The sequence below is a fragment of the Luteolibacter algae genome, assembly GCF_042683045.1.
GTDB lineage: Bacteria > Verrucomicrobiota > Verrucomicrobiia > Verrucomicrobiales > Akkermansiaceae > Luteolibacter > Luteolibacter algae.
This window is the reverse complement of the sequence record NZ_JBHUIT010000007.1, coordinates 18,454-40,269: the sequence shown is the minus strand read 5'-3', so window position 1 is coordinate 40,269 and position 21,816 is coordinate 18,454. Positions and strand designations below refer to the sequence as shown.

Below are 21,816 nucleotides of genomic sequence, written 5' to 3'. Positions count from 1 at the left end.
CCGCCCCTCTCCTTAGACAAACACCAGCCACGTTAGCTCTAGTTTAGAACTGTCCAGAAAATGGGGTCAGGCCAGACTTGCGACTTTGGACAATGCACTGACCCAAAAACCTTGGGCGAAGGGATGTGCCTTCAATCCAATCGCGTGAGACTGCGCGTTCATATCTCTGAAATGGGGAAAATGTTAGCTTGCGGGGACTGATCCGAAATAATTTTCCCATGTATACCTCGCCCCCAGATTCAAATATCTAGGGTGCTTGCTAATTGTTTCTGCAATCGCATAAGGTTTTCAAGTCGATCGATAATTTCATCTCTTTGAATTTCACCATTCGAAATTAGATTAACTATCCGCTGAGTTTTAGAGGAAATCTTAATCAGTAGGCTTTTTTGGAGCTTAAGGAGCAATCGGCGCCTTCGTAAACAATTGCGGGCAGCACGATTCAAACTCAACAGTTCGATAACATAGGAAGCAGGCTCAACTTTAGCCGAGATTTCCCCCAATTCGTTAATCGCAAAATAATCCAACTGATTGGTCGTAAATGGATCTACAAAACCACAGCCTTTGACAAAGGTGTCGGACGTGGTTGTCCCTGCTGGCCAGTGCGCAGATTTAAAGCGGTTGCAAGCAGGACATGCCAATACCAAGTTACTCGGATCCCGCTCTAAGTGAGGGAAATGCTTCTTAGGCCGAAAATGATCTAGCTCAAAGGAATCACCCCCCAAGTTCTCAGATACTCTTGCATCACAATAGACACAACGCATTTTGCAATCCTCGGAAATTTCAACTGCGTAAGCACGATAATCCGCGTAAAAACCACCATGTTTACTGGGGCTTCGATATGTCCCTCTTCGAGAAATTCTAGGATAAAACATCAGAGGTCCCCTTCGAGTTCCTTAAGGATTCCTTCCAGTAATGAAGCTTGTTCATCGAGCTTTGCACGAAGTTCCTCATCCTCGTTGAATTCATGCGAATAAGGTTTAATCCTTTCCGCCTTAAGCTTTAGGAACTCAGCTAATTCGTTGTCAGAAAGCTGCGTTCCAAGATATTTTGGCAGCAATTCAGCAAAGCGATCTTCCCGCTCATCTATAATGTCTTCGAAGACGTCTATATGTCGACGCACTCGTGCAGTTGCTTCCATTTTATAGTCATCATCCGTAATCTTTTCTTTCTCGAACACATATTCTACATGATAGGTATTATCCAATTTGTCGGTCCAGTTTGTTAGAATATAAATTGGCAACTTAGAAAGACTAGCTCGTACCAGTGCCGCCAAATTCAGACCAGTGTAATCAGTATCCCCGCTTTCGTAGAGGCGTTGGTCTAGGACCAAAGAAACTAACTGATTCTGACTGATAATTACGGACAACATCTCCGGAAGTGTTCCTGAAGGAGCAATCGAAATGATTTCTACACTGGGACCGAATATATCTACTAAATCCTCCGAATACGTATTCCGTGAGTCTGGACGATCATCAATAAACAATACAGTCTTCATGTTTACTAAAAATATTAAATCTTAACATCTGATCTGGGAACTGAGATCTCAAACCTGGCCCCTCCAATGTCGCAAGGTGAACTAGCTATAATTGATCCTGACGAATGATCTTCTACGAAGGTTCTCACAATTGATAATCCCATCCCAGTTCCAACTACATTACCCTGAAGATCCCTGCGCGTGCTAAATTTGGGTTCAAAGATTCGCGCCTCAATGCCAGCCTCAAACCCACATCCTGAATCCGAAAAATCGAGCCTAATATGAGTATCCGTCTGCATTAAGGTAACTCTGATCAGGCGGTCGCGCCCTCCCTTCACGTGTGAAAGTGCCTGTATTGAATTAGCGATGAGATTAATTAAGGTACTCTCCCAATCGATTTCAAACCCCCTAATGGGCGCGATTTCACTAGGTACATCAGACAAATCGAAATTGATTTTCTTTTCACCCAATGATTGAGCCATTGCTTCGAATACTTCCTCAATGACCGCGTTGAGGCGCAAGTTTTTGTTCATCCTTCGTTTGTCAGGACGAACGTTACCTAGTGCGAACTTTGAAAAATTCCGGATGAACTTGGTACTGTTGACTATGACTTTTATGTTCTGCAAAAACTTTTCGGATTGATCCGACAACAGTTGGAATAGGCCATCCTCATAATTTTTCTTCAATCTCTTGGCATTCGCTGCCGCTAGATTGCAATGTTCCAAAGCCTCATGGCTAAAAGTAACACTCAAAATTCCAAGTGATGCCAAATTTGAAAGTGTATTCTTTTCATCATCCAAAGCCTTCAGTTCATCCTTGAGCAGGTTCTCATATGCGTTCCCGTCCTCTTCGGATTTTCTTAATGCCTTCTTCGCCGCCTCCATCTTAATCTTCAACTCATTTATGTTTTTATCCCGGTCTTCCGCTCCTGACTTAGTCTCAAGCGTCTTGGTTATTTTGTCGGCCTCAGCAATTGATTGCTTCGCGACATTACGGGAGCTCTCCGCGCTTTTTCGGAGCTCTTCTTTGAGTTGGCCTATGCCTCTCTTTTCGGCAGAGCGATGCGCCTCGTATTCAAAAAAGTCTACAAACTTGAGAACTGCGGCTTGAAGGTCTGAGAAAGCTGTTCCTTCCTGCAATCCTTCTCGGTTTGTTTGATCTTCGAGTAATGAGTTTTCTTTACGGCCAATAAACACCGCGCCAATCAATTGATTTGGGGCAACCTTCCAACCACCTTGTGAGATTCCGCCAGGACTTGAGATCCGTCGGAACGCTAGATTTAACCAATCCCCTTTAGAGTTTGGGTCTCCATACGGCTTTACTCGAAAATGATCGCGATAAATGCGCACTCCTTGGTTTAAAGCCATGAAGCCCCGGAAATTTTTTCTCGTATAATCGATCCGTTCAAGGACCTCAGGAACCTGAGGCAGATAGTAGAGACTAAGTTTTACGGGACCACAATCAGGCAAGCTTCCTCTACCTTTCAACCATTGCGCCCAGGGAACTGGATCCATCTTAATATCTTCGTCGAAAAATTTCGAATAGAGGGAAGCGCTGACATCACCCTTCGCGTCGATTTCGGCGTCAAGCTTCCACAAAGCTCCATCAAGTATCGGCGAAGGGTCCACTGTTTGGATGGTTTTGTTGAAAGCGTGAATTCTTATCTTGAAATCATTCACTCCTCCAAAAGGAGATACAAGCAAAGACAGCTCCTTTGCTAGCTCATCAATTAACTCTTCATTCCACTCGTCCTTAACACCTTGTAAGATTACGCGTGTGCCCGAAACACTACTCTCACAAAATTTAAATGAATTAACATTTTCACTATTCTGGCTTACTCTATAAAGGTCGTGCTCGATATCTGATAGTGAATGGCCATCTTCCTCAAATCTTCCCCAATCGACATGCAACTCCAAAAGGTCCTTCATGTCGGCCGTCTTTGTTTGAAGAATGAGTTTTTCGCAGAGCCGATCAATACCAAGTCGGCCAAGACCCTTAGCGCCTGTCAATGCACGCTTTTTTGAACGGGACAAATCATCACCACGCTTATTATCTGTCCCAATTAGCAGCCAGCGCCTCAAAAGGACGCTCAAGGACATGCCATTTCCATTATCTTCAATGGTGATGATTCCATTCGTAGGCTCTTTGGAAAAAGTGATATTTACATCCTCGGCATCGGCATCATATGAGTTTTTTACTAGCTCCGAGAATGCAATCACAGAACTAGAGATGCTTTCCCGTCCTAGTTGAATAGTAACTCGAGCATTAATGTCGAAAGGGTATTTACCCAGTAGTTCTTTGTCACTCATTGGTCACCCTTCAATTGGAATTTGTTTAATCGCTTTAACCGTCAAGTGTCGGCAGCGAATTCTATCATTTAGAAAATCGTTAGTAGTCGGAAGTTTGAGCTGTTTAATCAACTGGCGACAAGAGCCGACTTTTCTATCTAAAGGGCTACACACAATCAAGTGATTCTCGACAGCGACAGGAACGTCTCCTGCGATAATTGACGCGGCTGCACGATACTGTTGTTCTGGCCTCGAAGTCCGTCGGATGACGACAAAAGGCGGTTGAAATAGGCGTCCAGAATGCAAGCGGCTCTCGCTAAACTCACGAACTGTAGCCCAAGCTGGAACAGAACGAGCATGAATATATGGATATGATTCGCCGATCTCCTCATCACGATGTGGAACAATAGTTCCAACACGTACCTCAAAGAGATCTCCTAATGTAGTGCGATTCTTGGCTATCAATGGTGACCATGAACCTGAATGAGTCAACTTTCTTTGCTTCACCCGAATAGCATGCAAAAGGAAAACATCAATATCTGCACTTGAATCAAAAATACCAAAAGACTGCGTTCGTCGTATTTCTGACAACTGTTCGATATGTTTTTGCCAATTTTCGCTAAACGATCCTGAGCGTAAAACGTCTGGGAGAATGGCGTATAACTCAGCCCCCTCATTTGCATGCTCCATTGCGTTTGCGACAAATTCAGCTGCGAGGGTCATCTTCCCGCTCGCCCATGCACAATTCTTTGGTACCTTCTCAAGCCCAAATGGTGGGTTGAGCAACAGGTGCGTCGCCTGCTTGAGCAAATGAATTTGCCGAAGCCCATTGGCCACTTTAATTTCAGGGAAGAATTGCGCAGGAGTCTTCTTCAGCTTTGAATTAGATCGATGACGCTGGCGAGCCAACAAAACTAAGCGAATTCGGGCGCCGTGAACGAACTCTCGATGTAAATCTGTTCCAATCAACTGCTTACCCCACTGAGTTAACGTGGCGTTTAGGTTTTTCTCTATCGGTAACCTACGAGCCGCTGCGACTAAAAGGTCACCTGCTCCGCAAGTGGGATCGTAAATCACACTATTTCGATCAAATGCGGAGCACAGATCTAACAGTCTAGCTCCCAGATCTGTTCCAGTAAAAAAGGCCCCAAATTCCCTCCTAGTTTTCAGGGGTGAAACTCGACGTAGCTCTGCCCCCGCTTGCCCATTCAGGGCAGCATCGACCTTCGATTCCCATCCTGGTTCAACATGGGAAGTTCTACTGAGCTGAACCAATTTTGTGACATATTCAGCGAATTCGTGAAATGGCCGCAAATCAGAATTCACTGTCGGTTGAATCATAAATAATTTTTGTATTTAAAATGCACTTAAGCTTCACGCTGAATCTTATCTTATCATCCGAAATAGTCTCAGTGTCTGACTGAAATCAATAGACTCTTGGCAATCTCTTAGATTGCTAGATCAGCAGATCCAGGTTCACCAATTGGAAGGCGAATTTCTAGCAGCCACACTCGAAAATTGAAAACTAATTGTTGAGTATTATGGAGGCGGCATGGTGCGGCCCTTGATCTCTGCGAAATCAGTCATCGGCCTTAGTCTGATTCGTTTCACGAAAAAATTGCCGCCTGCGAGCAGGGGCGGTTTCTGAAATTAGGAGCTTTGTCGGGCGTTTCCTAGGAGGCGGCGGCGACCATGGCTTCTGCCGGTGGGGTGAAGGAGGTTAGGTCGATGCCTTGGACGGATGCCTTGTATTCCTCCAGGCTTGGGGTGCGGCCGAGGATGGCGGAGAGGACGACTACGGGGGTGGAGGAGAGTAGGGACTCGCCTTTTTTCCTGTCGGAGTCTTCGACCACGCGGCCTTGGAATAGGCGGGTGGAGGTGGCCATGACGGTGTCGCCTTTTTCGGCTTTTTCCTGGTTGCCCATGCAGAGGTTACAGCCGGGGCGCTCGAGATACATCATGTTCTGATACTCGGTGCGGGCGGTGCCTTTGGGGGCGTTGTCGTCAAATTCGAATCCGGAGTATTTCTGGAGGATGTCCCAGTCGCCTTCGGCTTTGAGTTCATCGATGATGTTGTAGGTCGGCGCGGCGACAACGAGGGGGGCTTGGAATTCGACTTTGCCTTGTTGCTTCTCGAGGTTGGCGAGCATTTTGGAGACGATTTTAAGGTCGTCCTTGTGGACCATGCAGGAGCCGACGAAACCGAGGTCGATTTCCTTTTTGCCCTCGTAGAAGGAGAGGGCGCGGATGACGTCGTGGGTGTAGCGCTTGGACACGTCCTCGTTGTTGACGTCGGGGTCGGCGATCATGGGCTCGTCGATGATGTCGAGATCGACGACGAACTCGGCGGCGTATTTCGCGTTGGCATCCGGGGTGAGGGCGGGCTTTTCGCCGGAACGGATTTCGGCGATGCGCTTGTTGGCGATGTCGATGAGGCCTTGGAGGACTTGGGATTTGTTGTCCATGCCCTTGTCGATCATGATCTGGATGCGGCCTTTGGCGATTTCGAGGGACTGGATGAGGGTTTCGTCCTGTGAAATGCAGATGGAGGCTTTGGCTTTCATCTCGGCGGTCCAGTCGGTGAAGGTGAAGGCCTGGTCGGCGGGGAGGGTGCCGAGGTGGACCTCGATGATGCGGCCCTGGAAGATGTTGTTGCCGAATTTTTTCAGCATCTGCAGCTGGGTGGCGTGCACGACATCGCGGAAGTCCATGTAGGGCTTGAGCTCGCCTTTGAAAGTGACTTTGACGGACTCGGGGATGGGCATGGTGGCCTCGCCAGTGGCGAGGGCGAGGGCGACGGTGCCCGAGTCTGCCCCGAAGGCGACGCCTTTCGACATGCGGGTGTGGGAGTCTCCGCCGATGATGATGGCCCACTCGTCCACGGTGAGGTCGTTGAGGACCTTGTGGATGACGTCGGTCATGGCGTGGTATTTGTCCTCGGGATCGCGGGCTGTGATGAGGCCGAAGTTGTTCATGAAGGACATGAGCTTCGGAATGTTGTTTTTGGATTTCTGGTCCCAAACGGAGGCGGTGTGGCAGCCGGATTGATAGCCCGCATCGACGATGGGGGAGATGGTTTTGGCCGCCATGGCTTCGAGCTCCTGGGAGGTCATGAGGCCGGTGGTGTCCTGGGAGCCGACGATGTTCACCTCAACGCGGACATCGGAACCGGCGTGGAGGACGAGGCCCGGGGTGGTGCCGACGGCGTTTTTGTTGAAAATTTTCTCAACGGCGGTGAGGCCTTGGCCGGGGTGGGAGATTTCCTTGGAAGGGGCGAAGACGGTTGGGGCTGTGATGCCGAGCGTTTTCGCGGCGAATGTCTGGAGTTTTTTGCCGAAGACGATGGCGTAGGAGCCGCCTGCCTTGATGAACTCCAGCTTCTGTGGCGTGAGAGCCTTGGAGATATCGATGAGTTCGGTTTCACCTTGGAAAAGTTTCTTCGCCTTGGTGTTGATGGTGAGGACAGTGCCGGTTTCGACGGAATAGACCTGCTCGAGGACGGGGTCGCCGGCTTCGTTGAGAACGTTGTTACCTTCGGCATCTTTCTTTTTGACCCAGTTCTGGAGATCGAGGCCGATGCCGCCGGTGACGTCGACGGTGGTGAGGAAGATGGGTGAGATGCCGTTCGTGCCCGCGACGATGGGGGCGATGTTGACGAAGGGGACGTAGGGGCTGGCCTGGCGGCCGGTCCAGAGTGCGACGTTGTTGACGCCGGACATGCGGGAGGAGCCGACGCCCATGGTGCCCTTTTCGGCGACCAGCATGACGCTCTTGTCGGGGTGAATTTTCTGAAGGGCTTGGATCGCGCTCTGTGCTTCCGGGGAGATCATGCATTTTCCATGAAGCTCACGATCGGAGCGCGAGTGTGCCTGATTGCCCGGGGAGAGGAGATCGGTGGAGATGTCACCTTCGCCAGCAATGTAGGTGACGACGTTGATTTCCCCGGGAACCTCGGGGAGGCTGGTGAAAAATTCTGCTTTGGCGTAGCTTTCGAGGATGTCTTTGGCGATGGCGTTGCCGGATTCGAAAGCGGTTTTGAGGCGCTCCATGTCCGCCTCGTAGAGGAAGACCTGGGTTTTGAGGACCTTGGCCGCTTGTTGTGCGGTTTCGGCGCTTTCACCGAGAGCGAGGTTGAGGAGCACTTCGATGGATGCTCCGCCCTTCATGTGGGAGAGGAGTTCGAAGGCGAAGGTCGGGGTGATTTCTTCCGCGACGGAGGTGCCGAGGATGATTTCCTCAAGAAAACGTGCCTTTTCTCCTGCAGCGCTGGTGGTGCCGGGGAGGGTGTTGTAGATCAGGAAATTGAGAGAATCCGCGCGGTGCTCGTTGGCCGGATCTTTGATTTGCGAGATGATCTCGGCGACTAGCTCGCCGCTGTCGATGGGTTTCGGGTGCAAACCTTCGGTTTTGCGTTTCTCGATTTCTTTCAGGTAGTCCAGATAAAGGCTCATTGGATGGTGTTTTCTAGGGGAAAATTCTTAGAGCGGGAGGGTTGGGGATAGCGGGGGTTTTGTCAAAAGCGTTCCGTGGGGGAAGAGTGGGCACTTCTTGTGCCAAGATGGAGGTTGTGGGAGCGTTGTATGTATCAGTCATTCTGCTGAAGACGCGGACATGGAATTATATCCCGGTGCTAGCCCAGCCAGACTGTTAACGATCAGGTGGTTGCCACCCAAGCTGTGAGTGGGGGTGTTTGTAGCTTGGTTGGATCCGCAGATAAGCATAGATTTTTGACCATAGTTCATCTCTTGCGCTTATATGTTGTTTTCAAAAATGCTTTTCCTAGGCGTGGCAATGCACGTGATTGCCGGCAGCTGTTTCGCGGCTAGCTGGAAAAACTCCCACGGGCAGATCTTCGAGGCTGACTTTGTCCGCACGGAAGGGACGCGGGTCGTGTTCCGCATGGAAGGCGGGAGATTGTTCACCGTTGCGCTGCTGGATTTGAGTCCGGAATCCCAGTCGATAATTCGCAGTGCGGCAAATGCTCCCATCGAGGACTTGCGGTCGAATTTTGGCAGGCCGTGGCCACGTCAGGCAAGTGCTACAGGCAGCCGTGCCTGCAAGGTCGTCTCCGAGGATGCGGCCAAGAGCCATTATATTTATGAAAGCCCGAGCTATCGTTTCCATAGTGATTCCAGAATCACGCTGGACGCACTGAGAAATTTTACGACGATTTTTGAAAGCACGAGGGCGTATCTTGCGGCGCTTCCGCTTTCCCTGATGAGCTGCGAGACGATTGATTCACGCTCGCGTGTGCTGATTTTCGGCGAATCGGAGGCCTACTATCGATCGGGAGGTCCGCAGGGATCCGCCGGTTGCTTTTTGTCGCAGCACCGGCTGGTGCTGGTGCCGATGGAAAGTCTGGGTCTTATCAAAGGAGGCACCGGATACAGTCGGGATGTGAATCACAAGAATCAGGTGCTAATTCACGAGTTGGTCCATCAGCTGACGCCAGCCGCTTACTACTCACATGGATCAAAAGGCTGGTTTACCGAAGGTCTCGCGGAGTATGTGGCAGTCACTCCCTATAATACCGGATACTTCAGGCCGGATATTCATGGAAATGCGGTGAAGCAGTATGTGACTGCCTTCGGTGAGGAAGGAAAAGGAGGTAGAAATCTCGGGGCCGAGCTGATAGTGCCACGATTGCGGGACTTTATGCTAATGGATTACCGCCGCTTCAGTGGTGCGGGAGCGAATTTGAATTACGGCTTCGGGTTGCTTTTGACCCACTACTTTTTCCACATGGAAGGAGATGGGCGTGCGCGGGCAATCACGGCGTTTCTGAAGGGGCTCCATGAGGGGAAAACCGGAGAAGATGCCTTGGCCGAGCTACTGGGCAATGGAAGATTTGAGAAACTGGAGGCCGAGATTGCCGCAGCATGGGCGAAAAAGGGAATCACGATTCGTTTCGGACAGTGATCGTTTTGTGAAAAGGCGGTGAGGTGCTCTGCGTAAATGCCAGGTGCGAAGCATCGGACTTGCGGAATGTTCCGTGGAATGTATCTTCCCCTTCAGAACCATGCGTTTCTTTTCCTTCATCATTTTTGCCCTCATGACCGTGGTTTTGCCCGTGGCCGGAGTGCAGAGGCATTTCTGCACGATGAGCATGGCGTTCATCGACTATGCGGATCAATGCCCGGCGACTGGAAAAGATTGCTGCGGGAAGAATGAACCGCACCGTCCGGTCGAACCGGATTGTATGATCTCGGCAAAGGTCCTGCCAAATGCCGATAAGGCCAATCCATCGCACCTGCCCACACTGGATCTGGTATGGACACTGGCGCCCGTCTCGCTACCGGACTTATTGCCATCTACCCGGCTCGAGTCATCGGCCGCAGCGATGCATCGCGGGCCGCCATTGATCTCGCGGCTGTATATTTTGCAGCAAAGGCTGCTGATTTGAGAAAAAAGATCTGAAGTGAAGTTCGCCTCGGCCGTTTGTATTTATCGCGCCGAATTCCATCATCTCCGGGCCTTCGTGCCGTCTTTTTTCCAGATTTTTATACACCTATGTCATCCACAGACCCGGACATCGGGCACCTACTTTCCAATCCTTCCGGCGATAAGCCAGCCACTGGCAGGCGTTTCGCGTTCTGGCTACTTCCGCTGGCCATTCTTCTCGGCTTCGCACTGATCTTCGGTTTACTTTTCCGCGATCGTTTACTTCCCGCCAAGGCTGTGCCGGTAGCACATGCCGTAGGTATTGAAGAAGCGTTGGAAAATGAGATCCCGCAGGGAGAAACAACCGCAATTCACGGCGATCTACTCTTTCAGGCATCCGGCTGGGTCGAGCCTGATCCACTTCCGGTAAAGGTTACCGCGCTCACCGATGGGGTGGTGGAAGAGGTCTTCGTCTACGAAGGGGAGCTGGTGGAAAAGGGCGATCTTATCGCAACGCTGATCGGCATAGACACCCGGCTGGAACGCGATGCGAAAGCCGCCGACCTGGCGGATGTGAAAGCTTCATTTGAGGCGCATTGCACGGGCACCCAGACCGCATTGAAACAGATGGATGCGGAAAAAGCGCAGCTGGCGATTGCGGAAGCAAATGCCGCGGAAGCAGCCGATAAGTTGCAGCGCTACGAGCGGCTCACCTCCGGTGCCATTCCTGCGGATGAAATGCAGAAAGTGCGCTACGATCATACGCGGAGCTTGGCGGAAATTGATAATATCAATGCCAGGATCGCCGGGATTGCGGAAAATCTGAACAAGATCGCCTTTGAAGTGCAGGCAATCCAGGCACGCATTCAGAAGGCTGAAATCGATCTGGAGAAAGCGGAACTTGCCCATAGCCGGACAAGGATCACCGCGCCGATCAACGGACGGGTCCTGAAGTTGGTCTCGGCACCGGGCCAGAAGAAAATGCTCGGCATGGATGACATGGACAGCGCCACGATCGCTATCCTTTACGATCCGCGGCATCTTCAGGTCAGAGTGGATGTTCCACTCGCGGATGCGGCTGGGCTGGGAGTGGGACAGACGGCTAAGATTCGCTGCAATCTGCTCCCCGATGAAGTTTTCGAAGGGGAAGTAACCCGGATCGAGGGCTCTGCTGATCTTCAGCGCAATACTCTGCAAGCAAAAGTGAGGATCAAGAATCCGAACGGAAAGCTCCGCCCGGAAATGTTGAGCCGGGTGGAATTTTTCGAGATTCCGCCGAAATCCGAAGGCAGCGGAAAATCCGAAATCTCCTCCGCAATGGGCGTGGCAGTTTATGTGCCCGATAGAGCGCTGAGTGGCGGGAGTGTATGGATATGTGATCCGGAGACTTCTCGCGCGGAATCCCGCTCTGTCACTTTTTCAGAAAAAAAGGGCGGTTTGGTCCGCATCGATTCCGGTTTGCGTCCCGGTGAGTGGGTCGTTCTCGATGCCACCGGCGTGAGAGCCGGACAACGTCTTAAACCAATTTTCAATGACTGATATGATCTCCTGCAAAAACATCACGAAATCTTATAAGAAGGGCCCAAACCTGGTGACTCCCTTGGAAAACCTGAATATGGATGTTCCGCGCGGAGAATTTCTGGCTCTGATGGGACCTTCCGGCTCCGGGAAAACGACCTTGCTGAACCTGGTCTCGGGAATCGATACTCCTACGAGCGGCAGCCTGGTTATCAACGGTCAGGATATCGCGGGATTTTCCCGGAAGCAGCTCACCAAATGGCGGGCGAGCACCGTGGGATATATTTTCCAGCTTTACCATTTGATCCCGGTGCTTACCGCCCTGGAAAATGTCGAACTCCCACTGCTCATCACCGATCTCAGCCGGGCGGAGCGTAGGAAAAAAGCCGAGGCTGCCCTCGAACTTGTCGGGCTGGATGGCCGTTCCCAGCATACGCCCAGCGAGCTTTCCGGCGGGCAGGAACAACGCGTGGCAATTGCCCGGGCATTGGTGGCAGATCCCGCCCTGCTAGTAGCCGATGAGCCGACGGGAGATCTTGATCGGGAGTCCGCGACATTGATTCTCGATCTGCTTCGCTCACTTTCTCGGGACCATGGGAAGACGATCGTAATGGTCACGCACGACGCGCGGGCAGCAATGGCAGCTGACCGGACACTGCATCTGGATAAAGGCCAGCTGCTAACTGAAGATCCCAATAAATTGGCCGTATGACAGCTCTGCTTTTACTTGCTCTGAAACAGCTGACACGCCATCGCCTGCGCACGGCGCTCACCGTGCTGGGCGTGGCCTCGGGGATGTTTCTTTTCACCTCGGTGGAGACCCTTCAGCAATCGCTTTCCGCTGCTACCGAGGAGACTGCCTCGGATACCACACTTGTCGTATATAGGGAAAACCGCTTCTGCCCGATGACCAGCCAGCTGCCGGAATATTACGCGGATGAGATCCGGAGGATACCGAACGTGCGTGAGGTGATTCCGATCAAGATCACCGTGAATAACTGCGGCGCAAGTTTGGACGTGATCACTTTCCGCGGTGTGCCGGAAGCATTGCTGAAGAAGTTTGCCCCGGAGATAGAGATCATCGAAGGCAGTGACGCGGAATGGGTGAAGCGCGGTGATGCGGCACTCGTAGGGGAACAGTTTGCAAAACGCCGCGGGCTCAAACCCGGGGATAAATTCGACGCAGTGGGAATTACTGTGCATGTGGTAGGTATCATCAGGTCTCCTTTTGCCCAGGACAATAATGTGGCCTATGTAAAGCTGGACTTCCTTCAACAAGCTTCCAAAACCGGTCTGGGAATCGTCACGCAATTCAATGTGCGGGTGAACGAATCGAAAAACCTCAAGCAGGTGGCGGATGACATCGATGCCCGTTTCAAATCCGATCAGCAGCCAACAAACACCCGGCCGGAGAAAGCATTTTTCGCGGAGACTGCCGGGCAGCTTATCGAGTTGATCGGCTTTACCCGTTGGCTGGGTCTGGGTGCTGTGATTGCAGTGGTTGCGCTCGTGGCGAATGCGATTTTGCTCATGGTGCGCAGTCGGGTGAAGGAAAACGCGGTGCTTCGCACACTGGGTTATCCCGGTCGCACGATCATGTTCCTGGTCCTCAGCGAAGGGGGAATGCTCGGCCTCATGGGCGGTATTCTGGGAGCCGGATTGGCATGGGGTTTTCTACGCTGGCAGAGTTTTACCATGGGTAGCGAGGGGCATACGCTGGCCATTCTACCAGAGGTTTCCACGGCACTGCTGGCCACCGGCGCGGCGCTGTTACTGGGGGTGATCGCGTCCGTGCATCCGGCTCTGATCGCAATCCGTCAGCCGATTGTCAAATCCCTGCGTTCCTGAATCATTTTAACGCTATTTCCTTTTTATGCTTCCTCTCTCATACGCGCTTAGAAATTTGTTCCGCGATAAATCGCGATTATTGCAAACTGTGGGTGGCTCCGCGCTGGTGGTGCTACTCGTGATGGCGGCCACCGCATTGAATGGCGGAATGAAGCAGGTGCTTTCCGCCTCAGGCTCACCGAGAAATGCGATCCTGCTCGGTGCCGGCAGTGAGGAAAGTATCCAGCGTAGCGAGGTGAGCGAGCTTTTGGGCGGAATCGCGGAAGCCGGCATACGGGGCGTATCCGAGACCTTGGGCAAGCCAGCGGTTTCGACAGAGATCCATTATATGTCGTTTATCGAAATCCCGAACGGAGCGAGAGGGCAGGGGCTCTTTCGTGGCGTTACCCCCAGGGCTTTGTTGGTTCATCCCGAGGTGCGCATACTCAAGGGCACCTTCCCACGGGCAGGTGAGGTGATGCTCGGAAGACTCGCATGGCGCAAACTCGGTCTGCCCGAGGCTGAATTGCAACCGGGAAAAACCGTCCGGATCGAGAATACCGAACTGAAAATTTCCGGCCTGTTCGCAGCACCGGGAACGGTCATGGAGTCCGAAATCTGGGCAGTCATTGGAGACCTGAGAATGATCTCCCAGCGCGATACGGTATCGTGCGTGGTTCTCCGTATGGAGGAGCCCAAGGATTTTTCCGAGGTGGATCTTTTCAGTCAGCAGCGTCTCGATCTGGAGCTAAGCGCACTGCGGGAAAGCGATTACTACGCCGCGCTGGGGGCTTTCTTCAAGCCACTACGGGTGATGACATGGATCACCGCCGGATTGGTTGCCGCCGGAGCTGTATTCGGTGGTTTCAATACATTATACGCGGCATTCGCTTCCCGCATCCGGGAGCTCGCGACTCTTCAGGCGATCGGTTTCGGGCGCGCGGCGGTCTTTTTCAGTCTCATGCAGGAGAGCTTGATCGCATGTCTGGCAGGGACCATGGTTGCATCAATCATCGCGTTGGTTCTGCTGGATGGCGCGACGATTCCATTTTCAATCGGGGCATTCACGATCACCATTTCTCCCCAGGTGGCGGTCGCGGGTTTGTTAACGGGGATTTTGCTCGGTATTCTGGGTTCGGTTCCTCCTGCGATCCGTTGTCTGAAACCTTCTCTTCCAAAGGCTTTGCGTTCATAAAGAAATTAACCTTCAACCAACCAACTACTATGAAAATAATATCCACACTTTCCCTCTCACTGGCAGCGCTGCTCATGACAGCCTGCGAAAAAAAAGAAGTCCCGACATCAGCCCAAGCTGTGGTTCCGGACGTATCCTTTGAAAAGTATTTTACAGATACGCCTCCCGAAGGTGCCCGGGAAATTCATACCGCAGTCACTTCGGTAAAGCCGGGGGATGAAATCACACTCAGTGGTGAGCTGATGGGCCGTGAGAAGGTATTTGTCGACGGGCGTGCTTCATTTATTCTGGGCGATCCCGCGAAGCTGACGACTTGCGATAAAAACCCCGGAGACTCCTGTGCGACACCATGGGATGCCTGCTGTGACTCCAATGAGCTGAAACGTGGAAGCATCGCCGCTGTTCAAATTCTAGGTGAGGACGGGCGCGTGTTATCCGGTAATCTCAAGGGAGTGAACGGATTGAAAGAACTGAGCGTGGTCAAAGTTTCCGGAACGGTGGATAAGAGCTCCACGGCAGATAATCTCGTATTGAACGCATCGAAAATTTTCGTGGAAAAGCCGTAGCCCCGCCAAGTGACTCCTAGTTCGCCGGATTACCCACCTGCTCGGCAAGCTGGCGAACGATTTTCTTATGGTCATCGGTCACAAGCGAAAGCTCTGCCTGCTCCAGTGCCAACCTTGAATGACGTCGTGCCGCACTGGCGAAGATTCCGCCGGACAATCTGCCCAGGACCGCGAGGCTTTTTTGAATGCGTGCGCCGACTTCGAAAATTCCCGCTCCGTCTCGGCTGATGGCGGTGAAGGCATCATCCAATAGATCTTCCGCGCTCAAGGGGGGCACCTCGATGTGCTCGTATTTTATCTTTTCTTCTTTGTTATGATGCTGGCTCCACATTTCCATCAGCCGGACTTGGATCCCAAGCACGACGATGGCGGTTCCCGGATCGTTCACGGCAGGCGAAAGTGCACGGTCTGCGATTTCCGAGAGTAGAATCATGCCGAATCGTGGATCGCTGCTTACCCGGCGGGAATCACCCAGCTGAAAGGTATTCCGTATTCGGGTGATCATTTCCTCCTCCAGATTCGGGTGATTCAACACGGTAACCAATGCGTCGTGGGGATCGACAAAAGCTCCCGGCCGTTCCATCACACGGATGCTTGTTCCCAATTCGCCGGCGATTTCGTTGAGCTCGGCGACATCGATATTCTGCACATAGCCGATGATATCCGCAGTGATGCGTGCGCCGGTCACCGGGCTGTCATCAGCGGTTTTGGCACCCAAGGTCCCCATGGTTTCCGGTGAGGAAAAGGTCTCCCTGCAGGATTCTTCCACGCGCTCCAGGGTATCTCCCATCCGGCCGAGTTTCGATACCCTATCGACCCACCGCACAAATGAGATGAGCACCCAGATCAAAACTCCCGAATATCCCGCGAAAAGCAGGACTCTGCCGCCGGCGCCATATTCCACGATGCTGATGGCCACGAGTGCGATGATCGCATAGATAAATGCTGCCAGAAAGCTGGTGAGCGAGTTCTGCGAGGACCTGTCCTGCATCACGATGCGCGTGGCGCGGGGCGTGGCGGTGGTGGAAACCGCGGAATAGGCACTGACCATTGCCGCGACAGAAAAGGTGGCTACGGTGAGCATCGTGGACGCCATAATGCCTAGAAGGTTGATAAGAATTTCTCTTTTCACCACCACCCGCATGTCCTCGGGAAGGAGAAAAGCTCCAAAATAGGCGAAGCTCACCCATAGCACCGCTGCCAGGCTCATGATGGCGGGTTTCACCCACAGGCGGGATCGCATTTCGCGAAGGAGGTATTCGGTTTTCGTCACTCTATAACTTGAGCCGAGCAAAGGACATGAAGCAAGAAGCATGAATGAAAAGTGAGCCTTGGCTGATTCAACCGCTTCTGATGAAGTTTCCCCACACGATGAATGACGGGAAAACTCCAGCGAGCGATAGCAGTGCCTTTCCCTGGAAAAGGCTGATGGCTCGTATGGCTGTGTGGTTTCTTCTGGCAGTGGTGATTTTCTTCGGAGTCATTGTATGGTGGTGTGCCAACGAAGTGGCCCAGCCGGGTCGGCGCCCGATTCATGCGGGAGCTTCGGCCTTTTTCGATGGAACTGCGAAGGCGGGCTACTCGGTTGAGACATTCACTTCCAGCCAGGGAGTGCCTGCCCTCCTGTGCACTCCGGAGGTCGTTGGCGTGTTTTCGCCCAGAGCGGGGCTGATCCGCCAGCAGCTGGGCGAGAGGGGGGTGGAAATCCCGGCTTCCGGAAAGATTGTTGGGACGATCGTGATTCTGCACGGCCGGGGAGGAATGAAAGAGGATTACCTTGCGGTGGCGGAGAGATTTTGCGCAGTAGGATTCCGCTGCCTGATTCTGGATTTGCCGGGGCATGGGGGTAATCCCGGGAAGTTCACGACCTATGGTGTTCTGGAGGCTCCAATGGTCTTGGAATGCTATCAGGAAGCGGCCGGTGAATACGGATTTTCCGGGGATCCTTGTATGCTTTTCGGGCAATCGATGGGTGGCAGCGTTGCCGTTTATACAGCTGCGCTACCGGAATCTCCGTTTCGGTCGATGGTGGTCGTCTCATCCTTCGATAGCTTGAGGACTGTCATCGGTAAAAAAACAGATTCCCTTCTCGGTCTAGCCCTTGGCGGTCTTGTCGAAGCCACTGCGAATCACGTGTATGGCTGGAGAACGGGGGTGAAATTTTCTGAGATCCGGCCATGTGATGAAGCCGCAAAAATCCATATTCCATCGCTCCTCGTTCACGGTGATGATGATAATTTCGTAACTGCCGAATCCGGTAAATTGCTTTTCGATGCGCTGCCGGACGAGGATAAAAAACAGTGGCTGATCATCCCGGGCGGCAACCACAACAATGTCTTGATCACGGACTATCCGCTATACTCCACCATAGCGGAATGGTTCCTTGAGTCGGCCATGGATGACACTGTCTCCAAAAAAACGCGCTTGCCGGATCTCATGCCTCAGTGAGCTCCCTGGGTCTCGTGGTTTTGCGAGATAAGCGGGCGGAGGAGCCGATGGGCTTGGGTCAGAGTGGGGTCCTCCCGGAAAACATTGTCCGCGAGTGCGCGAGCCTCCCGGATGAGATCGGTATCGGTGATAAAATCCGCGAAGCGCAGATCCGTGAGTCCGGACTGGGCGGTGCCTAGAACATCACCCGGCCCGCGCAGTTGGAGATCCGCCTCGGCAATTTCGAAACCATCATTGGATTTCTCGAGAACGGAAAGCTTCTCGATAGCCTCTGGCAGCTTTGAATCGGTGAGCAAGATACAATAGGACTTGTGCTCTCCACGGCCAATACGTCCGCGCAGCTGATGAATCTGAGCGAGGCCGAAACGCTCCGCATGATGAAGAATCAAAAGATTTGCATTAGGCACATCCACACCGACTTCGATAATACTCGTGCAAACGAGAACCTTGGTATTTCCACTGCGGAAATCTTCCATCACGCTGTCTTTCTCTTCCGGACGGAGCTTTCCATGAAGAAGGCCCACCTTTTCTGCGCCTAGCCGCTTCTGCCATTTCCCGTGGGCAAGTATCGCGGACTCCGCCTTGATTGATTCGCTCTCCTCGACAAGCGGGTAGACCAGATACGCCTGGCGGCCTTCCGCAAGCTGGGCTTTGACGAAGTCGGTGATGTCTTTCTGTTTCGGCTTATTTCTGAGCGCTGTGACGATTTTTCCCCGGCCCGCGGGCTTTTCATCGAGCAACGAAACATCCAGGTCGCCATACACTGTCATCGTCAGTGTGCGCGGAATGGGAGTGGCGGTCATCACCAGGACATCTGGCAGGGTGCCTTGGCGGATGAGCGACGCGCGCTGCACCACGCCGAATTTATGCTGTTCATCAATCACCACGAAACCGAGATCGCTGAATAATTCGGGATCGTAAAGCAGCGCGTGAGTGCCAATAAAGATTGTCGGTCCGTGTGAATCCACAGCCTCTTCCCGCCGCGAGCTGGTGCGCAAGACAAGGTTTACCCCCAATGGGGAAAGCCATTTTTGGAAGGTGAGAAAATGCTGCTCCGCCAGGATCTGGGTCGGAGCCATCAGCGCCGCATCCGCCCCGGAATCAATAGCCAGGAGCATGGACGCCATGGCTACAAAAGTTTTTCCAGCCCCCACGTCTCCTTGCAGCAATCGGTTCATCGGGCGCTCCGAGCGCATATCTGCGAGGATTTCCTTGATTGATCGCTTCTGTGCACCGGTGAGATCGAAAGGGAGCGATTCATAGAATGCCTTCAGCAATGTCGTTTTTTTGCCGAGAACCCGCCCGTTGTGGGAAAGATATCGGGTGCGCTGCCATACCACGTTTAGCTGCAACACGAAAAATGCCTCCAGGGCGAAACGCCGCCGGGCGATTTTCCCGGATTCCTCGGATCCCGGGAAGTGTGTCTCGAAAACATCTTTCGCGCGGTCCGTTCCGCAGACCTCATAGGGGAACGGAAGCGCCGGGGCTTCATCTCCGCCCAAGCAGGCTGTGGCGACCCGGTGAATAATTTCCCGTAACCGACGCCGGTTGATGCCGGAGATGTTCTTATAAATTGGGACGATACGGTTTAGGTGGATCGTTTCGGCCTCTTCTTCATCCTCGCGGATGACTTCGATTTCCGGATGGTCAATAATCAGGCGGCCGCTTGCTTCTTTGACTTTTCCGTAGGCGATAACCTGGTGCCCCGCTGCAATCACCTTCGACATGTAAGGCATGTTGAACCACCGGCAGGTGATCTTTCCGGAGCCGAAAACGCCACCCGAGCCATCCATTACGATCGCCTCGTAAAAGCGCGTTTTTCCAAAACCTTTCGTGCGCGCATCAATGACCCCGCCGATCAGGCAAACGGCCTTCGCAGTAGGTTGATTCGGGAATCGATCGAACTGCCGACGGTCTTCATAGCGCTTGGGGAAATACGAAACAAGATCCGCCACGGTCAGCAGATCCGCGGAATGCAGGGCCTGGACTTCCTTCGCCGATAGGTCGGGCAGGGTGTTGAGTTCGGTTTGCCCGGTAATCACGGATGGAACTTCGATTTTCAAAAACGAAAGTTCAAGAAAGAGTTTTTCCGGCCTCCCACAGACGTAGGTATGTCTGCCATTTCTGAAAAAGTCTAAAGGCTTGCGGGATTTTGCCGGTGGGGTAGCTTCCCTTGCATTCTCTGAATACCCATGACCGCTCTCCCTACCGCTCTTAACATTCTTTTGCTGATCGTCGTCGTCGTGATGCTCTTCAATATCATCATTTTCGTCCACGAGCTGGGGCACTTCCTTGCTGGTAAATGGCGCGGACTGCAGATCGATCGCTTTCAGATCTGGTTTGGAAAGCCGATCTGGAAAAAGACGATCAACGGGGTGCAATACGGGCTGGGGTGGATCCCGGCGGGGGGCTTTGTGGCACTTCCACAGATGGCTCCGATGGAATCAATCGAAGGTGGGAATACGGAGCGTAAATCCCTTCCTCCGATCACCCCGCTGGATAAAATTATTGTGGCTATCGCAGGGCCGCTGTTTTCGATTTTACTAGCGCTGGCGGCCGCTGTTGTGGTGTGGGGTGTCGGGAAGCCGAAGGACTTCCTACCTACGGAAACGATTGGTTATGTCCTGGAAGGAAGCCCTGCGGAGAAGGCGGGATTGCAGGCTGGTGATCAGATTCTGACGATCAATGGCAAGCCGGTTAATGGCTTCATGGGGACCTTGGAGAGTATCACGGAAAGCATCGTTCTCAGCAGTGGGGATAAGATTACTTTTTCGGTAAAACGCCCGGGAGTGGAGGAGCCCCTTGTTTTGACGAGTGGATTCAATACCCCGGAAAGTCGTTGGTTCCAACGTAGCGGGCTCCGCCAGGTCGGTCTTGCACCGGCAGGCACCGCGCTCATCGGCGGGGTGATCGAAAACAGTCCTGCGGACAAAGCCGGCCTCGCCAAGGGCGATATTATCGAGTCTGTCGATGATCAGCGGATATTCAGCGCATCCCAGTTGGCGCAATATCTCGAAACGAATGAAAACAAGGCCGTGAAACTGGGTGTGAAGAAGGCCTCCGGGCAGCATGCCGAAATTTCCATCACCCCGGAAAAACCTCTTAAACCAGAAAGCCGGGGACCAATGATCGGCGTCCTCTGGGATCAGGCAAACGACATCGATGTCCGCATCGTTCATCCGAATCCATTTGCCCAGGTAGCTGATAGTTTGAAGATGATGTGGGTGACGATCACCAGCGTTGCTGATCCAGGTTCCAGCATTGGGGTGGATCATCTGAGCGGTCCGGTGGGAATCGGCCAGATGCTATATTCGCTGTTGCAGACGGATGACGGCTGGAGGCGTATTTTGGGATTCATGGTCCTGTTTAACGTAAATCTGGCGGTTTTGAACATGCTTCCATTCCCGGTCTTGGATGGTGGCCATATCACTCTTGCGATTCTGGAAAAAATCGCTGGCAAGCCTGTGCAGGCAAAAGCTCTGGAGGTTATACAAACCGCATGCGCCTTGGCATTGATTTCCCTCATGCTTTATGTAACCAGCAAGGATATCGGCGATAAGTTCGGGCGTGGTGGTGCACAAGGTGAGGAAGAAATACTCTTTCCCGCCAATTAGTCGCCATGTCTGAAAGCGGGTCCAGCGAGGTCATTGAAGGATCGAAACCGGTATCAGAATCGGATTGCGATCGCTGCGGAGGTGTTGCGATAGGAATAATGGGAGATGAAGCGCTTTGTGAAAATTGCTACCATCAGTCCTCGGCAGGATGCGGCTCGTTCTGTGACGATGAGTAGATTTTCTGCATGTAGGTGAAAAACGGCCAAAACTACGTCATCGCGGGATGGAAGGATGGCCGATTTTCGTGCATGGTTCTTTTGTCAGCACGAAAGGGCTTCCCCCCGGGCCTTGGAAACGCTGGCAACTCCCCCCCCAATTGCATATCACCCAATCAAAAGCGTCGGCAGACACAACCTCCCCCCGGTTGTCCTGCCGATTCGCTTTTTAAGGGGTATGGATCCGCTGAAGTGCCCGGATTGTTAGAAAATAGGAATTAGGGAAAAACGGCCAAAACTACGTCATCGCGGGATGGAAGGATGGCCGATTTTCGTGCATGGTTCTTTTG

General features: G+C 52.6%; 16 protein-coding genes. 9 read left to right on the top strand and 7 right to left on the bottom strand.

The genetic code is table 11. The annotated features are described in order from the left end of the window. Positions 1-239: 239 nt before the first annotated feature. The 5 genes from ACFSSA_RS06790 to ACFSSA_RS06770 all read right to left on the bottom strand — a co-directional run bounded on the left by ACFSSA_RS06790 (position 240) and on the right by ACFSSA_RS06770 (position 8,213). Positions 240-872 carry an HNH endonuclease gene (locus tag ACFSSA_RS06790; RefSeq protein WP_386819556.1) on the bottom strand — a complete coding sequence of 211 codons (633 nt, stop codon included), beginning with the start codon at positions 870-872 and terminating at the stop codon, positions 240-242. After that, on the bottom strand, positions 872-1,495 hold the full coding sequence (locus tag ACFSSA_RS06785) for a hypothetical protein (protein WP_386819554.1): 624 nt from the start codon (positions 1,493-1,495) through the stop codon (positions 872-874). Before ACFSSA_RS06785 ends, ACFSSA_RS06790 begins: the two co-directional genes overlap by 1 nt. A 14-nt stretch (positions 1,496-1,509) precedes the next feature. Then, complete coding sequence (locus tag ACFSSA_RS06780; RefSeq protein WP_386819552.1) at positions 1,510-3,783, bottom strand: sensor histidine kinase; 2,274 nt, start codon at positions 3,781-3,783, stop codon at positions 1,510-1,512. A gap of 3 nt (positions 3,784-3,786) precedes the next feature. Then, a complete protein-coding gene (locus ACFSSA_RS06775) occupies positions 3,787-5,103 on the bottom strand; it encodes an N-6 DNA methylase (RefSeq protein ID WP_386819551.1) in 1,317 nt (438 codons plus the stop codon). A 332-nt stretch (positions 5,104-5,435) separates the two neighbouring features. Beyond that, positions 5,436-8,213 (bottom strand): bifunctional aconitate hydratase 2/2-methylisocitrate dehydratase, encoded by a 2,778-nt coding sequence (locus tag ACFSSA_RS06770; protein ID WP_386819549.1) that lies wholly within the window; start codon positions 8,211-8,213, stop codon positions 5,436-5,438. Between the two features lie 304 nt (positions 8,214-8,517). Here ACFSSA_RS06770 and ACFSSA_RS06765 point away from each other — a divergent pair, with 304 nt between their 5' ends. The 7 genes from ACFSSA_RS06765 to ACFSSA_RS06735 all read left to right on the top strand — a co-directional run bounded on the left by ACFSSA_RS06765 (position 8,518) and on the right by ACFSSA_RS06735 (position 15,249). Beyond that, the gene (locus ACFSSA_RS06765) at positions 8,518-9,681 is read left to right on the top strand and encodes a hypothetical protein (RefSeq protein ID WP_386819548.1); all 1,164 of its coding nucleotides are present in this window, start codon (positions 8,518-8,520) and stop codon (positions 9,679-9,681) included. A 100-nt stretch (positions 9,682-9,781) separates the two neighbouring features. Then, positions 9,782-10,165 (top strand): hypothetical protein, encoded by a 384-nt coding sequence (locus tag ACFSSA_RS06760; protein WP_386819546.1) that lies wholly within the window; start codon positions 9,782-9,784, stop codon positions 10,163-10,165. Positions 10,166-10,272: 107 nt separating this feature from the next. Next, positions 10,273-11,682 carry an efflux RND transporter periplasmic adaptor subunit gene (locus ACFSSA_RS06755; RefSeq protein WP_386819544.1) on the top strand — a complete coding sequence of 470 codons (1,410 nt, stop codon included), beginning with the start codon at positions 10,273-10,275 and terminating at the stop codon, positions 11,680-11,682. Beyond that, positions 11,675-12,373 (top strand): ABC transporter ATP-binding protein, encoded by a 699-nt coding sequence (locus tag ACFSSA_RS06750; RefSeq protein WP_386819542.1) that lies wholly within the window; start codon positions 11,675-11,677, stop codon positions 12,371-12,373. Before ACFSSA_RS06755 ends, ACFSSA_RS06750 begins: the two co-directional genes overlap by 8 nt. Continuing rightward, complete coding sequence (locus ACFSSA_RS06745; protein ID WP_386819541.1) at positions 12,370-13,509, top strand: ABC transporter permease; 1,140 nt, start codon at positions 12,370-12,372, stop codon at positions 13,507-13,509. The genes ACFSSA_RS06750 and ACFSSA_RS06745 overlap by 4 nt, the downstream gene beginning before the upstream one ends. Positions 13,510-13,534: 25 nt before the next feature. Beyond that, entirely contained in the window at positions 13,535-14,683 is a 1,149-nt protein-coding gene (locus tag ACFSSA_RS06740; RefSeq protein ID WP_386819539.1) for an ABC transporter permease, read from the top strand. 29 nt (positions 14,684-14,712) lie between these two features. Next, positions 14,713-15,249 (top strand): hypothetical protein, encoded by a 537-nt coding sequence (locus tag ACFSSA_RS06735; protein ID WP_386819537.1) that lies wholly within the window; start codon positions 14,713-14,715, stop codon positions 15,247-15,249. 16 nt (positions 15,250-15,265) lie between these two features. Here the strand turns inward: ACFSSA_RS06735 and ACFSSA_RS06730 are convergent, their stop codons facing one another. Next, positions 15,266-16,564 carry a DUF2254 domain-containing protein gene (locus ACFSSA_RS06730; RefSeq protein ID WP_386819535.1) on the bottom strand — a complete coding sequence of 433 codons (1,299 nt, stop codon included), beginning with the start codon at positions 16,562-16,564 and terminating at the stop codon, positions 15,266-15,268. A 2-nt stretch (positions 16,565-16,566) separates the two neighbouring features. On the opposite strand from ACFSSA_RS06730, the gene ACFSSA_RS06725 reads away from it, so the two are divergent. Then, on the top strand, positions 16,567-17,697 hold the full coding sequence (locus ACFSSA_RS06725; protein ID WP_386819533.1) for an alpha/beta hydrolase: 1,131 nt from the start codon (positions 16,567-16,569) through the stop codon (positions 17,695-17,697). On the opposite strand, the gene recG is transcribed toward ACFSSA_RS06725, so the two are convergent. Beyond that, a complete protein-coding gene (recG, locus tag ACFSSA_RS06720; RefSeq protein ID WP_386819532.1) occupies positions 17,691-19,760 on the bottom strand; it encodes an ATP-dependent DNA helicase RecG in 2,070 nt (689 codons plus the stop codon). The genes ACFSSA_RS06725 and recG overlap by 7 nt on opposite strands. Positions 19,761-19,889: 129 nt before the next feature. On the opposite strand from recG, the gene rseP reads away from it, so the two are divergent. Continuing rightward, a complete protein-coding gene (gene rseP, locus ACFSSA_RS06715) occupies positions 19,890-21,311 on the top strand; it encodes an RIP metalloprotease RseP (RefSeq protein WP_386819530.1) in 1,422 nt (473 codons plus the stop codon). Positions 21,312-21,816: the final 505 nt, after the last annotated feature.

Bases quoted from the DNA above. Each gene is read 5' to 3' on its own strand.
- ACFSSA_RS06790 (WP_386819556.1), bottom strand. From the start codon at position 872: ATGTTTTATCCTAGAATTTCTCGAAGAGGGACATATCGAAGCCCCAGT.
- ACFSSA_RS06785 (WP_386819554.1), bottom strand. From the start codon at position 1,495: ATGAAGACTGTATTGTTTATTGATGATCGTCCAGACTCACGGAATACG.
- ACFSSA_RS06780 (WP_386819552.1), bottom strand. From the start codon at position 3,783: ATGAGTGACAAAGAACTACTGGGTAAATACCCTTTCGACATTAATGCT.
- ACFSSA_RS06775 (WP_386819551.1), bottom strand. From the start codon at position 5,103: ATGATTCAACCGACAGTGAATTCTGATTTGCGGCCATTTCACGAATTC.
- ACFSSA_RS06770 (WP_386819549.1), bottom strand. From the start codon at position 8,213: ATGAGCCTTTATCTGGACTACCTGAAAGAAATCGAGAAACGCAAAACC.
- ACFSSA_RS06765 (WP_386819548.1), top strand. From the start codon at position 8,518: ATGTTGTTTTCAAAAATGCTTTTCCTAGGCGTGGCAATGCACGTGATT.
- ACFSSA_RS06760 (WP_386819546.1), top strand. From the start codon at position 9,782: ATGCGTTTCTTTTCCTTCATCATTTTTGCCCTCATGACCGTGGTTTTG.
- ACFSSA_RS06755 (WP_386819544.1), top strand. From the start codon at position 10,273: ATGTCATCCACAGACCCGGACATCGGGCACCTACTTTCCAATCCTTCC.
- ACFSSA_RS06750 (WP_386819542.1), top strand. From the start codon at position 11,675: ATGACTGATATGATCTCCTGCAAAAACATCACGAAATCTTATAAGAAG.
- ACFSSA_RS06745 (WP_386819541.1), top strand. From the start codon at position 12,370: ATGACAGCTCTGCTTTTACTTGCTCTGAAACAGCTGACACGCCATCGC.
- ACFSSA_RS06740 (WP_386819539.1), top strand. From the start codon at position 13,535: ATGCTTCCTCTCTCATACGCGCTTAGAAATTTGTTCCGCGATAAATCG.
- ACFSSA_RS06735 (WP_386819537.1), top strand. From the start codon at position 14,713: ATGAAAATAATATCCACACTTTCCCTCTCACTGGCAGCGCTGCTCATG.
- ACFSSA_RS06730 (WP_386819535.1), bottom strand. From the start codon at position 16,564: ATGCTTCTTGCTTCATGTCCTTTGCTCGGCTCAAGTTATAGAGTGACG.
- ACFSSA_RS06725 (WP_386819533.1), top strand. From the start codon at position 16,567: ATGAAAAGTGAGCCTTGGCTGATTCAACCGCTTCTGATGAAGTTTCCC.
- rseP (WP_386819530.1), top strand. From the start codon at position 19,890: ATGACCGCTCTCCCTACCGCTCTTAACATTCTTTTGCTGATCGTCGTC.